Origin of the sequence: Halobacillus mangrovi (genome assembly GCF_002097535.1) — a bacterium.
Classification (GTDB): domain Bacteria; phylum Bacillota; class Bacilli; order Bacillales; family Halobacillaceae; genus Halobacillus; species Halobacillus mangrovi_A.
The window spans coordinates 472,380-487,941 of record NZ_CP020772.1; the positions used below are offsets into that span (position 1 = coordinate 472,380).

Below are 15,562 nucleotides of genomic sequence, written 5' to 3' on the forward strand. Positions count from 1 at the left end.
CTGCAGATTAATGATTTCCAAAAAAGGGGATAGACCAATACAGAATGCAATATAAGGAGGCGGACGGTCCGTGAAGAAGCTAATCACATATATAAAAGAGCTAGTAGAGGAGTTTCAGAAAGATAATATACCGATCCTAGGCGCTGCCCAAGCGTATTATTACTTATTAGCGATTGTACCTATGTTAATTTTGCTATTATCTATCCTTCCCTATCTAAATATCGATGCAGAATCGGCTGTACAAGCCATGGGACGGGTTCTTCCGAGTAATACCGCAGAAATTTTCCGTGAAAATATTATAAGCATCGTGGAGCAGCCAAAAGGCGGATTGTTGACGATTGGTATTCTAGGTACTCTCTGGTCTGCTTCTAGCGGGGTGAATGCATTCATTCAGTCGGCCAACCAGGCCTATAACGTTGAAGAAACAAGATCATTCATAAAGGTAAGACTGATGGCAATCGTCTTGACTCTTGGGATGATCCTGGCGATCGTTGTAGCTTTGCTTCTTCCAGTCTTTGGCGATGTAATCATTAATTTCATCAATAATGCAGTCAATTTGCCTGACCAGACGATTATTCTCTTCCAAGTGCTCAGGTGGGTGATTAGTGTTCTAGTGATTGGTGCTATTTTAATGGCTCTTTATCATTACGCACCGAATAAAAATATTCCTTTCAAACATATTATCCCTGGAGCGATCATTACGGCGTTCTTGTGGCAGCTCATCTCCCTTGCTTTTTCATTTTATGTCAGCAACTTCGGTAATTACTCGGCCACTTACGGAAGTTTAGGAGGAATCATTATCCTCATGTTATGGTTTTTCCTGACAGGCATCATTCTTATGGTCGGCGCTGAAATCAACGTTATTTATCATCGAAAGCACGGTGGAGATAGACGAAAAGCCGCCTGAATAGAAAAAGGAACTCCCAGGAAAGCTGGAAGTTCCTTTTTTGTATTAACAGGCTATGTGTTTACAGTTTTTAAGATCGAGGTTTCAACAGAACTGTTAAGCTTATTCAATAAATTAGTAGAATAATGGAATATTAGAATGCAAGATAGCTCGGGTTCTTTACAAATTAGAAAGTGTGGTGTGGCGGGGAAACAACTCGCTTTCCTGCGGGGGAACTGGCAAGCCTCCTCGTTCGCTACGCTCCCTGTGGGGTCTCGCCTAGCTTCTTCTCCCGCGGGAGTCTCGTCATTTCCCCGCCACACCTACTGGCATGATTCTAAAGAACCCATTCAATGTAGAGATATAAGTAACAGTTTTATAGAATCGACTCCGACAATAGAGTCTTGAAAATAACATTAAAGTATTCGGTCATAAGGTTTTAACTTGAGTACTTTCAAAATGCACTATAAGAAATAATATCACCATTCTCACCACAACGGCATTTTCCGTTCAATCTATTAAAAGTAAGGTGGTCGAGGAAATTGGGAGACTCCTGCGGGAATGGTATGGCAGGCAAGACCCCGCAGGTTGGCAAACCGAGGAGGCTTGCCGCCATCCCCGCGAAAAGCGACGATTTCATCGACCACCTCTCCTGGAAATCGATAACGGAAACAGAATTCCTTAAAATAGTGAATAAACTTGAATTTGAGTATTTCTCTAAGACACCATTACGTCAGAGACACCTGATATTTTTCTAGTAAATGAGGAAGCGTTGGACGTTCATTTCTATCTCTTCCAATGGTTGGAGTTGCGGTAACCATTGAATTAAGCACAGCTTCCTCTGTCGCCTCACTGATTGCCCGGAACGCCTCATCAATCTCTTCCTCATGAATAAAAGAAGCCTTTAAAAGAGCACCCGTTTGTTCATGAGGTATTCTGGTAGCGGTAGAAAAACCGATGACCACTTCACCGCTTCCCGTGGTAATCATCGAGCCTGTCCGTGATAATCCGGTCACCGATCGTTTGATGATTCGGTTCAGCTGCCGTTCAGTCACCGGTAAATCCGTTGCTACAATAACCATGACCGATCCTTTGTCGCGTGCTTCTTTTGCCTCAGTGAGATGATGGGCTAGTTCTCTTCCAACAGGCTTTCCATTTACACTCAAGTCACTCAATAATCCGAAGTTGGTAAGTACTAACACACCTAATGTATATACGCCGTGACTTAATTCAATCAGGCGTGAAGAAGAGCCGATTCCTCCTTTCATAGAATAACAGAGCATTCCGGCACCGGCGCCTATGCAGCCCTCTTCAAAGTCAGAAGTCGTTTCGGTTAGGGCTGAGCGGACGTGGTTTTTATCCACAAATTGAGCACGGATATCATTCAGTACCATATCATTGCATTCTCCCACCACAGGATTGACAGTTCCTGTCGTTCTGCCAATCTCGGGATTGTGTTCTAACATATATTCAATCAGACTATCTGCAGCGGTTCCTATACTTAATGTATTTGTCAAAACAATAGGAGTTTCAAGTGTGCCAAGCTCCTGCATTTGAATCGTTCCCATTGTCTTTCCGAACCCATTGATCACATGACTCGATGCTATTAACTTTTCACGGAACACATTTCCCTGATGAGGAAGAATAGCTGTCACCCCTGTCTGACACTCTCCTTCTTTTAGAGTATGGTGACCGACCGTCACCCCTTTTACATCTGTAATTTTATTACGCTCTCCCGTTTTTAACCGGCCGACGGTTACACCGTAATCTCGTATACGTTTCATTTTTTATTCCCTCCATATCTTCTTAATTATTTCTGAGTTTCTGAAGAGATGTCCTTCCTTCTATTAAAAAATGTATGTTCATGCATCAATGTTCGTTTTTATGCAAATAATCTATGATTTTATCTTATAGGAGGTATCAATCTGTTTTTATACAAAAAATTTTAAAAAAATTCATATGTTTTATGGTTGCGCTTACATGATTGAAGTAAAAGAGTTGAAGGCTGTCTTTAATTGTTTCATTTTAGTGAAAATCCTCTCATGTAGCGTCATGAACGCGTGAATCCTCAGTTTTTTCATGCTATACTAGTAAGAAACTGAAAAAACTGAATTTTTTAATTTCTGATTTTGACATGAAGGATTAAGACTGCTAGGGGGAATGAATATGCAAAAACACGGATATCCTGTGCCACAAGGTTTATATCATCCGGAAAATGAACATGAAGCTTGTGGTATAGGTGTAATCGCCAATATAGATGGCACGAAGTCTCATAGTATCGTAGAGAACGCCATTACTATTCTTTGTAACCTAGAGCACCGTGGCGGCCAGTCTGCTGACGTTAGCACAGGGGACGGCGCTGGAATTTTGACTCAAATCCCACATTACTTTTTTGAAAAGCAATGTGAAAAAGAAGATATTCAGCTACCTGAGGCCGGAGAATACGGAATCGGAATGATCTTCATGCCTGAGGATCATGACAAGCGTCTTGAGTGCAAGAGGAATTTTGAAAGGGTCGTTCATGAAGAAGGCCAGAAGTTCCTTGGCTGGAGAACGGTGCCGATCAATGATTCTTTCGTAGGTAACGATGCAAAGAAAACGAAGCCTTTTATTCGCCAGGCTTTCATTGCACCTGCGGATAACATAAAGACGCAGATGGATTTTGAACGACGTTTATACATTATTCGTAAACGGGCGGAAATAGAGATTTCTACTATGGAAGGTTTCGATGATTTTTACATCAGCAGCTTATCGACGAATACAATTGTCTACAAAGGAATGTTGATTCCTGAACAATTGGATTCCTTTTATATCGATTTGAACCACCCTGACTTTAAAACGGCCCTCGCTTTAGTGCATTCCCGTTTTAGTACGAACACATTTCCAAGCTGGAAAAGATCTCACCCGAACCGCTTTACGATCCACAACGGAGAATTCAATACATTAAGAGGAAATGTTAACTGGATGCGAGCAAGACAGGAGCTTTGTTCTTCCGAGTACTTCAGTGAAGAAGATTTGCAGAAGCTTCTGCCGGTGATCGACTCGCAGGGTAGTGACTCCTCTATGTTTGATAACGCCTTTGAATTTCTATATCTATCAGGCCGATCCCTTGCGCACACGGCTATGATGATGGTGCCTGAGCCTTGGTCGAACGATGATACGATTCAGGAGGATAAAAAGAACTTTTACGAATATCACAGCTGCCTCATGGAACCATGGGACGGCCCGGCTGCTCTTGCCTACACGGATGGTAAGCAAATCGGAGCTTGTCTGGATCGTAATGGACTGAGACCTGCTCGCTACTACGTAACCAAGGATGGCATGATTGTTCTAGGGTCTGAAGTTGGGGCATTGGATATTTTTGCTGACGATATTTTGTACAAAGACCGTCTGCATCCTGGAAAAATGCTGCTTGTCGATTTGGAAGAAGGAAAAATCATTCCTGATGAAGAAATCAAGCTGCAAATCGCGAGAGAACAGCCTTATAAAGAATGGATTGAAGAAAATAAATTCGACCTTGAAGACCTTCCTGAGCCGAAGGAGGAACACCGTCCGGTTGAGCCGCTTCTTGAACAACAGCTCGCATTCGGTTACACCACTGAAGAATTGAATAAAATTCTGACGCCTATGGTTACAGGTAAGAAAGATCCTGTAGGATCAATGGGATATGACTCACCGCTTGCTGTGTTATCTAAGAAGCCTCAGCTTCTCTACAGTTATTTCAAACAGCTTTTTGCACAAGTAACCAACCCGCCGATCGATGCGATCCGTGAATCACTGATCACTATGGTCGAAACTACCATCGGGGCGGAAGGCAACCTGGTTGATCCTCAGCCAGAGAGCTGTAGACAAATCCGTCTGAAAACCCCAGTTTTGACAAACCGTCAGCTGGAGCAGCTGCGCCAGCAGTCTCTGCCTGGCTTTGAAACGAAAACATTGTCTATTTTGTTCGATGCAAAAGAAGGCAAAATGAAAGAAGCTTTGGACCGCCTGTTTGAAGAAGCGGATCAAGCCGTTGAAGAAGGTACGACATTGCTCGTTCTATCCGACAGAGGCGTTAGCAGCAAGCAAGCAGCTATTCCGGCTCTTTTAGCGGTATCTGGTTTGCATCATCACTTAATCCGTAAAGGGACGCGTACAAAAGTTAGCTTGCTGATCGAAACAGGGGAAGCAAGAGAGGTCCATCACCACGCTACGCTGCTTGGTTATGGTGCGGAAGGTATCAATCCGTATCTTGCTTACGAGACGCTTCGTGATTTGTTGGAGCGCGGAGAAATGGAAGCAGAATCTCACGAACAAGCCGTAGAAACGTATGTGAAATCTGCTACTGATGGAATCATCAAAGTTCTATCCAAAATGGGAATTTCCACGATTCAAAGTTATCGCGGGGCCCAGATTTTTGAAGCGGTCGGCATTCATAAAGATGTCATCGACAAATACTTTACCCGTACAGCCTCTCGTTTAGGCGGAATTGGTCTGGATATTATTGAAAAAGAAGTATTAATGCGCCACGAAGTCGCTTACCGCGAGGATCGCGGAGCAAACCGCACACTCGAAGCCGGTGATGACTTCCAATATCGTAAAAACGGGGAGGATCACCAGTACAACCCGCAAACGATCGCAACGTTGCAGCACGCGTGCCGTAGCAACGATTACAAGCTTTTCAAACAGTATTCCCAAATGCTGACAGATGAAAAGCATAACTTGCAGTCTCTAAGAGGGTTACTCTCGTTCAAGAAGAGACCATCAATTCCTGTTGAGGAAGTAGAAACTGTTGAAGAGATTTGCAGTCGCTTCAAAACCGGTGCCATGTCCTACGGATCGATCAGTGAAGAAGCTCACGAAGCTTTAGCGATCGCTATGAACCGGATTGGCGGCAGAAGCAACTCAGGGGAAGGTGGAGAAGATGCAAGACGCTTTACGCCAGAAGAAAATGGAGACTCCAAGCGCAGTTCCATTAAACAGGTAGCTTCAGGACGATTTGGGGTATCCAGCCATTACCTTGTCAATGCGGATGAAATCCAAATTAAGGTAGCTCAAGGAGCGAAGCCAGGAGAAGGCGGTCACTTGCCTGGTAAGAAAGTATACCCATGGATTGCGGAAGTTCGTGGCTCAACACCAGGAGTGGAATTGATTTCTCCACCTCCGCACCACGATATTTATTCCATTGAAGACTTGGCTGAATTGATTTTCAATCTGAAAAATGCCAATCCGAAAGCTCGCATCAGCGTTAAGCTCGTGTCGGCAGTCGGCGTAGGAACCATCGCTGCAGGTGTAGCCAAAGGCCGTGCTGACCTTGTATTGATTAGCGGGTATGACGGCGGAACAGGCGCAGCGCCGAGGACGAGTATTAAGCATACCGGTCTCCCTTGGGAAATCGGACTGGCTGAAACTCACCAAACGCTCGTACTCGATCGGTTGAGGGACCGTATCGTCGTTGAAACGGATGGAAAAATGATGACAGGTCGGGACGTTGTTGTCGCAGCCCTTCTAGGAGCTGAAGAATATGGCTTTTCTACAGCACCGCTTGTCGTTCTTGGCTGTATCATGATGCGTGTCTGTCACTTAAACACTTGTCCAGTGGGTGTCGCTACTCAGGACCCTGAGCTTAGGAAGAAGTTCACAGGTGAAGCCGATCATCTAGAAAACTTCATGCGTTTCATCGCTCAGGAAGCTCGAGAATTGATGGCTGAGCTTGGCTTCCGTACCATCAATGAAATGATTGGCCGTACAGACGTACTTGAAGCGAACCAAGCGGTCGACCATTGGAAAGCAAAAGGTGTAGACTTGTCTGCCCTGCTTTACCAGCCTGACGTGCCAGCAGACTATGGCCGTTATGCAACGAGAAAACAAGACCATGGGTTGGACAAAACCTTGGATGTCGAGGAGCTTATTCCGCTATGCAAACATGCGATTGAAACCGGGGAGCCGGTGGAAGGAACAGGTTCGATCCGTAATATCCACCGTGTAACGGGGACAATGCTTGGAAGCGAGATTACTCGTAAGTATGGAGAAGCTGGCCTGCCTGAGGATACTATACGTTTAACCTTTAAAGGATCAGCAGGGCAAAGCTTTGGTGCGTTTATTCCTAAAGGAGTGACCTTGAGACTTGTCGGGGATTCCAATGACTATGTCGGTAAAGGGCTCTCAGGTGGAAAAATCATCGTTCATCCATCACCGAGATCATCGTTTGTACCTGAAGAGAACACCATTATTGGTAACGTATCTTTCTACGGAGCTTCCGGAGGAGAAGCGTATATCAATGGCCTTGCAGGAGAACGTTTCTGTGTAAGGAACAGTGGAGCAAACGTCGTCGTTGAAGGTGTAGGCGACCATGGCTGTGAATATATGACAGGTGGAAAAGTAGTGGTGCTAGGCGGAACTGGCCGTAACTTCGCTGCCGGTATGTCCGGAGGAGTTGCTTATGTACTTGATGAGACAGGACGTTCGTTTGAAACGAAGTGTAATAAAGAACTCGTCCACCTGCAGGCACTGAGTGACTCACAGGAAATTCAAGAGCTTTATGCCATGATTGAAAAGCATGTTCAATATACAAATAGTAAATTAGGACAACGCATCCTTAATAACTGGAATGAGTACATCTCTAAATTTGTACGTGTTATTCCGAGGGATTACTTGGCTATGCAAGAACGTATCAAACGCCTGAAAGATAGCGGGTTGGAGAAATTCGATGCTGAAATGACAGCATTCGAAGAAAGAAACAAACCGGTTGCAACAGTAAAATAAAACAGAAGGGGGATATCTGATGGGAAAGTCTACTGGATTTATGGAGTACGAACGCCAGACACTGCGTGAACGTGATCCTGAAACACGAACGAAAGACTGGGAAGATTACACGGTTCCCCTCTCAGAAGAAGAGGTGCAAGAACAAGGGGCGCGCTGCATGGATTGCGGCGTTCCTACTTGTCATTCCGGAATGGAGCTCAACGGCGTCACGACAGGATGCCCTGTATATCATTTAATTCCAGAGTGGAATGACCTCGTTTATCGAGGACAATGGAAAGAAGCTCTGAAAAAAGAACATGAAATGAACAACTTCCCTGAATTTACAGGTTTTGCATGCCCGGCTCCATGTGAAGGTGCCTGTGTGCTTGGAATCAATGAACCTCCTGTAGCCATTCGGACAGTGGAGCGTTCGATTATTGAAAAAGGTTTTGACGAAGGATGGGTAGTACCTGAACCGCCTGAAAAACGTACAGGTAAAAAGGTAGCTGTTGTCGGATCCGGTCCTGCAGGGCTAGCTGCAGCTGCGCAGTTGAACAAAGCGGGACATTGGGTGACTGTCTATGAAAGAAATGACCGTGTGGGTGGTCTCCTCACATACGGTATCCCTGAAATGAAATTGCCTTATTCCGTAGTCGAGCGAAGAGTGAACATTCTTAAAGAAGAAGGAATTAAATTCATGACCAACACAGAGGTTGGCCGTGATTATCCTATATCAAGACTTCGTGAAGAATATGATACGGTGGTCCTTTGTGGAGGTGCTACCGTTCCACGAAATATTGAAGTCGACGGGCGTAACTTGAAAGGCGTCCACTATGCGATGGATTTCCTTCATTCCAATACAAAGAGCTTACTGGATTCCAATCATGAAGATGGAAACTATATCAGTGCAAAAGATAAGGATGTCATTGTCATCGGAGGAGGAGATACAGGTACCGATTGTATGGCCACTTCGATGAGACATAACTGTAAGAGTCTGACTCAATTTGATATCTATGATAAGAAAGGATCCGTCCGTGATAATGAAGTGAATCCTTGGCCGCAATATCCAGTCATTCACAGAGTGGAATACGGTCAGAAGGAAGCAGAAGCTGCATTCGGTGACGATCCACGTGCCTATGCCGTGATGACGAAGAAATTCGTGGGTGATGAGAACGGTCGTATAAAAGAAGTACACACGGTCAACGTATCACTTTCCTATGATGAGAATGGTAACAAAGTACGTACGGAGATTCCTGGAACAGAAAAGGTGTGGTCAGCAGACCTTGTCCTGCTTGCGATTGGGTTCACAGGACCAGAGCAGGATCTAATTGAGAAATTAGGAGTCGAAACAACGGTAAGAACAAACGTAGCGGCTCAATACGGCAAATACACAACCAATATTGATGGAGTATTTGCTGCCGGCGATATGCGCCGCGGTCAAAGCTTGATCGTTTGGGCCATCAACGAAGGACGCGAAGTCGCAAGAGAGTGTGACCGTTATATGATGGGAACGACTCAATTACCATAAGGATTAGATAAGTAAACCACCGCCTGAGGAAAGGATTCCTCAGGCGGTGGTTTATTTTGTAAGAAAAGTTTAAATTTTGTCATACAGTGGTACAAGACATGTGTTCACTTTAAATTTAATATTTAAGAATAATTGTTTTAAAGGAGGAACTCATGTGAGCGATCAAAACCGTGAGCATAAGAACAAAAAAGATGCTCAGCTCGAGAAAGACCGAGTAGAGGATAAAGGAAAGAAGCTGACAACGAACCAGGGCTTAAAAATGGCTGAGGATGAATTTTCTTTAAAAGCAGGTGAGCGTGGTCCTACGTTAATGGAAGATTTTCATTTCCGTGAAAAAATGACCCACTTTGACCACGAACGTATCCCAGAGCGTATTGTCCATGCCAGGGGATTCGCAGCTCACGGAGAATTTGAACTTTATAAATCCATGGAAAAATATACAAAGGCTGACTTTTTGACGGATACATCAAAGAAAACACCAACGTTTGTGCGGTTCTCAACCGTTGCTGGAAACAGGGGTTCTGCAGAAACTGTGCGGGACGCACGTGGCTTTGCAACTAAATTTTACACAGAAGAAGGTAACTATGATCTAGTAGGAAATAACATACCCGTATTTTTCATACAGGATGCCATTAAGTTTCCCGATCTCGTTCATGCATTGAAGCCTGAACCACACAATGAGATGCCGCAAGCGGCTTCTGCTCATGATACGTTCTGGGATTTTATTGCGAACAATCAGGAGTCTGCTCATATGGTCATGTGGGCGATGTCTGATCGTGCGATTCCACGAAGCTTCCGAATGATGGAAGGCTTCGGGGTGCATACGTTCCGACTGGTCAACGCACAGGACGAATCGTTCTTTGTGAAGTTCCACTGGAAGCCAGTACTTGGAACTCACTCCGTGGTATGGGATGAAGCACAGAAAATCAATGGGAAAGACCCGGATTTCCACCGAGGAGATCTCTGGAATTCTATTGAAGAAGGTGACTATCCGGAGTATGAGCTTGGAATCCAGGTTATTCCGGAAGAGGATGAGTTCAAGTTCGATTTTGATGTTCTTGACCCTACGAAGCTATGGCCGGAAGAAGATGTTCCTGTAGAAATCATCGGTAAAATGACGTTGAATCGTAATGTAGACAATGTCTTTGCTGAAACAGAGCAGGTAGCTTTCCACCCAGGGCATGTGGTTCCAGGTATCGACTTTACCAATGATCCACTGCTGCAGGGGCGCTTATTCTCTTATACAGATACGCAGCTGATCCGCCTGGGAGGTCCTAACTTCCATGAGCTGCCGATCAACCGTCCGGTTTGCCCGTTCCATAATAATCAACGTGATGGATACGGTCGACACACGATAAATAAAGGACCAGTAAGCTACCACAAAAATTCTCTATGGGACAACACGCCTGAAACAGCGAGCAAAGAAGAAGGCGGTTATGAACATTACCATGAGAAAGTAGAAGGTCGTAAAGTGAGAGCACGAAGTGAAAGCTTTAAAGACCATTTCTCTCAGGCGACGCTTTTCTGGAACAGCATGAGCGAACCTGAAAAACAACACATTATCAATGCCTTCAGTTTCGAGCTTGGTAAAGTGGAAAGCGAGTCTGTCAGAAAGCAAGTTGTTGACATGTTTGCGAATGTCAGCATGGACCTTGCGAAAGGGTTCGCGGATAACATTGGATTGGAAGCGCCATCTAATGGGGGTTCAGATGTAACTAAATCCTCACCAGCTTTGAGTCAGGAAAATACGGTCAAATCACCTAAGACCCGTAAAGTAGCTGTCATTGTAGGAGAAGGATTCAAAGGCAATGCGTTAAATGATATTTTCAACACCTTCAAATCAGAAGGTGTCGCTGCTGAAATTGTCAGCAATAAGCAAGGAAAGCTCAAAGGGGAAGACGGTACAGAAGTAGCCATTGACCATACTTTCCAAACGGCAGACCCTGTCTTGTTCGACGCTGTGTACATTGCTGGTGGAGATCTTAATAACAAATCATTCAAGCAGAGTGCCGTCTATTACGCAAGTGAAGCATTTAAACACTTCAAGCCAATTGGCGGTTCATTTGAAGGCACGCAGTTATTGAAAGAGAATGATTTTACTGATCATAAAGGGGTAGTTGTAGGAGATGATGCCTCTACATTCGCAAGTGATTTTGTAGAGGCAATTGCTGCTCACCGTCACTGGAGCCGAGAACTCGTATAAAGGTATTTTTAGAAGACCATCCATTCTATTGGGTGGTCTTTTATTTCGTTAGGCTTCGGGAAGCGCAAGTCTAGGAAGCTTTCCACCCCGGGCTTCCAAAGGGACCTGTTTGATCAACTCTCTTCATCCAATATTAAATACGCAGGAATTGGAAGGAAGCTATCTCACAATCGGGAAATTCATGGAGCCAAATGAACTTCTCGAATGAGATTATTTTTTATCATAAAAACAGGAAATATGAACGAATTTAAGTATGAATAGTTTCGCAGTGTTTAAATTAAGGTAAAGAACTATAAATCACTTAAGAAGAGGGTGTTTGTATGATTCGTACGATTTTAATGATCATAGGTTTAATTGTAGTTATTGGCTTTATCCTTTCGTTACTATAATCCAGTAAACTCACCTTTAATCAGGTGAGTTTTTCTCATGTCTGGGCCTGTTTGCCAGTTTGTATATTCTAAAACGGATTTATATAATACGCATAAGGAGGTTAGAGAAGTGAAAGAATTGATTGAGTTACATAAAGAAGATTTCATAGAACGGTTAAAAAGCTTTTTGTCCATCCCAAGCATTTCCTCTTTATCCGCCCATAAAGAGGACGTCCAAAAGGGCGCGGATTGGGTGGCTGACGCTCTAAAAGAGATAGGGATGGAGCATGTGGAAGTAATTGAAACGGAAGGCCATCCGATTGTCTACGCTGACTGGATGCATGCTCAAGGAAAACCAACTGTCCTTATTTATGGTCACTATGATGTACAACCAGAAGATCCCTTAGATTTGTGGGAGACTCCACCATTTGAACCTACCATAAGAGACGGTAAAATTTATGCCCGAGGGGCAACCGACGATAAAGGTCAGCTCTTTCTCCATATTAAGGCTCTTGATCTTTTGATGAAAGAAAAAGGAGAGCTTCCAGTCAATGTAAAGTTTTGCATTGAAGGGGAAGAGGAAATCGCAAGTCCTAACCTGGGGCCATTCATTAATGACAATCAAGATAAATTGAGCTGCAATGCTGTGGTGATCAGCGACACTTCTTTCATTGAAAAAGGCCAGCCAGCGATCTGTACTTCTTTACGTGGCGCACTCGCGATGGAAGTTACCGTGAAAACGGCTAATACAGACCTTCATTCAGGTTCTTACGGAGGTGCCGTGCCCAATTCGATTCATGCATTGGTCCATATTTTAGAATCACTTCATCATGAAAATGGGGAAATTGCGGTTGATGGATTCTATGAAGGTGTACCAGAAGTGACGGAAGCATTAAGGGAGGAAGTAGCACAGATTCCTTTTGATGAAGAGAAAATGAAGCAAGAGCTTGATCTTGAAGCGTTGTTTGGAGAAGAAGGATTCACATTCCATGAACGTGTGGGTATTCGTCCAACTCTGGAGGTTAATGGCATAACCGGAGGGTTCCAAGGTGAGGGATTGAAGACGATTGTTCCTAGTCAAGCCAGTGCTAAAATTAGCTGCCGGTTGGTTGGAGATCAACATCCACAAGCCATCTATGAAGCCATTAAGAGGCATTTGGAGGCACATATGCAAGCGGGTGCTCAAGTTGAAGTGGAACAGTATATTAAAGCAAACCCAGTTGCCCTTGATTCGAATGACCCTATGATCCAGACGGCAGCGGATGCCTATGAAGAAGTATACGGAGTCCGACCGCTGTTTCCTAAAGAAGGCGGGTCGATCCCAATTGTAGAAGTGTTCGCACGGGTTCTGAATGCACCGGTGGTCTTAATGGGCTTCGGCCTGCCGTCAGAAAATCTGCATGCGCCTAATGAGCATTTTCACCTTGAGAATTTTATAAAAGGGATGGAAACAGCAAGTTTATATTTGAAGAAGCTTGGTAATCAGTAAGAAAAAGAGTACGTGCCGCTCGGCATGTGCTCTTTTTTTGCAAACGAGCTGTTAAACCTTAATCGTTCGTATCAAACCACCCTTCTTCCGTTCAAGCTTTGAACACTCTGCTTTATATGGAGGTCCGGGAAATCGCTCGCTTTCCGTGGGCAAGTGCTGAGCCTCTTCAGACTTTGTCGTCTTCCGGGGTCTTATCTATCATTGTTCATCCCACAGGAGCCTCGCCATTTCCCGGACCTCCTTACGTTAGTGTAGGAGAACGGAAACGCCTTTCCGGAGAGCTGTCATTTATGAGGTTTGATGTAAGACACTTTTTGATGGTTGGCCGTTATCCCACATGAGAGCGGGAGTGGATTGGAAATGGCGAGACCCCGCAGGAAAGCGAGTTATCCAGTTACCCCTAACTCTTTTACGGCTACGAACTCAAATGATCCTAGAGATTTAATGAAGAATTAGAGGGAGCCGGCTTATCATGAGTCGGTTTTTTTATAGTTAAATTAGGAGTAAAGGTTGGAATATTAAAGTATACAAACAAATTCAAAAGAATTTATGGATTTATATTTACATAACGGTGAAATTTGATATTATATACAAGGATTTACTAAATGATCAATGATGAAGAAAGGAGATCTAGCCTATGCTTACATCTCTTTATATTATAAGTTTAACGATTCTGCTTACGTTTTTAGTTTTATACGCAGCGGACAAAATCATGAGCCGTTTCAAGAAGATGAAACAAACAGTCGCTCAAACGGAACAAGTGACTTCTGAAATGGAACTGACTGAGTCCTATAAATCATAATAGCCAAAAAAAGGCGGCCCTTCTCCGGAAAGGCCGCCTTTTTTAGATTGATGTCAAACAGCGTATTATTCTGTTCCACTTTATTCCACCTCAGGTCATACATATATTTCCAACAAAAGTGATTAGTGAGTCTCTTTTCTTATCCTGTATGTTCTCCGTTTTGTTACTTAACAGAGTATGGTAAAATAAATATGTTTATAGTTTGGTCGAATTTATTAACATTGAATGAAACTGCATGGGATGTGCTGTTTGATAAAGGAGTTTATTCATGAATAACAAAGCGGTTGTATTAGGTGCAAATTATTATATAGGATTAAGTACGATTCGTTGTCTTGGCGTACACGGGGTTCATGTAGCGGCAGTCGATTATTCTTGGGATGGCGCCTATGGGTTAGAATCGAAATATGTGTCAGAAGGATTGATCGGTCCGCACTATAAGGAAGACCCTAAAGGGCTTCTCTCTTTCCTAATAGAATATGCGAAGAAAGAAAGTGTACCTCCTGTGCTTATACCGACAGCAGATCCATACGTGGAATTTGTTGATGAGCATTTACATGAATTACGGGAGTATTTCCTTATTCCACAAACAGAACAAGGCCTTTATACTAAAATAATGGACAAAGGCACTTTGCATGCCCTTGCGTCTGAACACGGGGTGGCTGTGCCTGAAACCGTGAATGCAGATGATGAAAATTTTGTTCAAAAAGTAGAAGAGTCGATTCAATACCCATGTTTGGTTAAGCCGGTGGATTCACCAGCTTTCGTCTCTAAATTCAGAAGAAAATTATTTAAAGTTTACAATAAAGAAGAGTTGATTGAAAAAGTCAATCTAGCTAAAAAAGAAGATATTGAAGTGATTATTCAACGAGTCATTCCGGGCTTCGATGATCATATGTACACCTTTGATGCATACTTGAATCAAGACGCCAAAGTGACCCATTGGGTGACATGCCAAAAGCTTCGCCAGTTCCCGATCAATTTTGGAGCATCCGTCTACACACAGCAAAAATACGTTCCAGAGCTGTACGAGCTTGGTGCTAAGTTCCTAGAAGGGATTGGTTACAAAGGTTTTGCTGAGATAGAATTCAAAAAAGACGCGGAAACCGGACGCTTTTATTTAATTGAAATTAATGTTAGGATAACGAACTTAAATAGTTTACTTGATAAAACAGGTATTAATATTCCGTACATTATGTATCGTGAGCTGACAGGTGACCCTGTTGAGCCAAAAGCGGTAGAGGAAGATAAAAATCTTGTCTTCTGGTATGCCTATGAAGACTTACTGGCCGTTCGTGAATATGTGAAAACGGGTCAGCTTTCTATGAAGCATGTATTAACATCCTATTTCAGGCCGAAAGCACACGCGATTTGGGATACAAGAGATCCGAAACCAGCCATTGCCTTTGGCAGGAAGATGGTCGGCCTGGTAGCAGGTAAGGTCCTTAAACGCGGCTGACTGTTTTGAAGCTTTGAAATAGGGAGTATTGAGCTAGGGTAGTAGGAATTGCTAAAATAAGTCGAAATTAGATTTAAATTGTTTATTGGACAAGTTTTAAATAT

Annotated in this window: 8 protein-coding genes; 7 read left to right on the top strand and 1 reads right to left on the bottom strand. The window is 43.6% G+C overall.

Annotated features, from left to right (window positions below; all coding sequences use genetic code 11):
* Window positions 1-70: 70 nt before the first annotated feature.
* On the top strand, window positions 71-907 hold the full coding sequence (locus tag HM131_RS02485) for a YihY/virulence factor BrkB family protein (protein ID WP_085027609.1): 837 nt from the start codon (window positions 71-73) through the stop codon (window positions 905-907).
* Window positions 908-1,614: 707 nt separating this feature from the next.
* On the opposite strand, the gene HM131_RS02495 is transcribed toward HM131_RS02485, so the two are convergent.
* Window positions 1,615-2,670 (bottom strand): DmpA family aminopeptidase, encoded by a 1,056-nt coding sequence (locus HM131_RS02495; protein WP_085027613.1) that lies wholly within the window; start codon window positions 2,668-2,670, stop codon window positions 1,615-1,617.
* Between the two features lie 382 nt (window positions 2,671-3,052).
* Between HM131_RS02495 and gltB the strand changes: the two genes are divergently transcribed.
* The 6 genes from gltB (at window position 3,053) to HM131_RS02520 (ending at window position 15,458) form a co-directional block, all read left to right on the top strand.
* Window positions 3,053-7,633, top strand: a complete 4,581-nt coding sequence (gene gltB / locus HM131_RS02500) for a glutamate synthase large subunit (protein WP_085027615.1) — start codon at window positions 3,053-3,055, stop codon at window positions 7,631-7,633.
* A 19-nt stretch (window positions 7,634-7,652) separates the two neighbouring features.
* Window positions 7,653-9,140 carry a glutamate synthase subunit beta gene (locus tag HM131_RS02505; RefSeq protein WP_085027617.1) on the top strand — a complete coding sequence of 496 codons (1,488 nt, stop codon included), beginning with the start codon at window positions 7,653-7,655 and terminating at the stop codon, window positions 9,138-9,140.
* 154 nt (window positions 9,141-9,294) lie between these two features.
* Entirely contained in the window at window positions 9,295-11,343 is a 2,049-nt protein-coding gene (locus HM131_RS02510) for a catalase (RefSeq protein WP_085027619.1), read from the top strand.
* Window positions 11,344-11,769: 426 nt separating this feature from the next.
* Window positions 11,770-13,200 (top strand): dipeptidase, encoded by a 1,431-nt coding sequence (locus tag HM131_RS02515; protein ID WP_085027621.1) that lies wholly within the window; start codon window positions 11,770-11,772, stop codon window positions 13,198-13,200.
* Window positions 13,201-13,837: 637 nt separating this feature from the next.
* Entirely contained in the window at window positions 13,838-14,002 is a 165-nt protein-coding gene (locus tag HM131_RS20550; protein ID WP_157130745.1) for a hypothetical protein, read from the top strand.
* A gap of 268 nt (window positions 14,003-14,270) precedes the next feature.
* Entirely contained in the window at window positions 14,271-15,458 is a 1,188-nt protein-coding gene (locus tag HM131_RS02520; protein WP_085027623.1) for a carboxylate--amine ligase, read from the top strand.
* Window positions 15,459-15,562: the final 104 nt, after the last annotated feature.

Excerpts from the sequence above, each read along its gene's own strand:
- HM131_RS02515 (WP_085027621.1), top strand. The coding sequence starts at position 11,770 with ATGTCTGGGCCTGTTTGCCAGTTTGTATATTCTAAAACGGATTTATAT.
- HM131_RS02495 (WP_085027613.1), bottom strand. The coding sequence starts at position 2,670 with ATGAAACGTATACGAGATTACGGTGTAACCGTCGGCCGGTTAAAAACG.
- HM131_RS02520 (WP_085027623.1), top strand. The coding sequence starts at position 14,271 with ATGAATAACAAAGCGGTTGTATTAGGTGCAAATTATTATATAGGATTA.
- gltB (WP_085027615.1), top strand. The coding sequence starts at position 3,053 with ATGCAAAAACACGGATATCCTGTGCCACAAGGTTTATATCATCCGGAA.
- HM131_RS02505 (WP_085027617.1), top strand. The coding sequence starts at position 7,653 with ATGGGAAAGTCTACTGGATTTATGGAGTACGAACGCCAGACACTGCGT.
- HM131_RS20550 (WP_157130745.1), top strand. The coding sequence starts at position 13,838 with ATGCTTACATCTCTTTATATTATAAGTTTAACGATTCTGCTTACGTTT.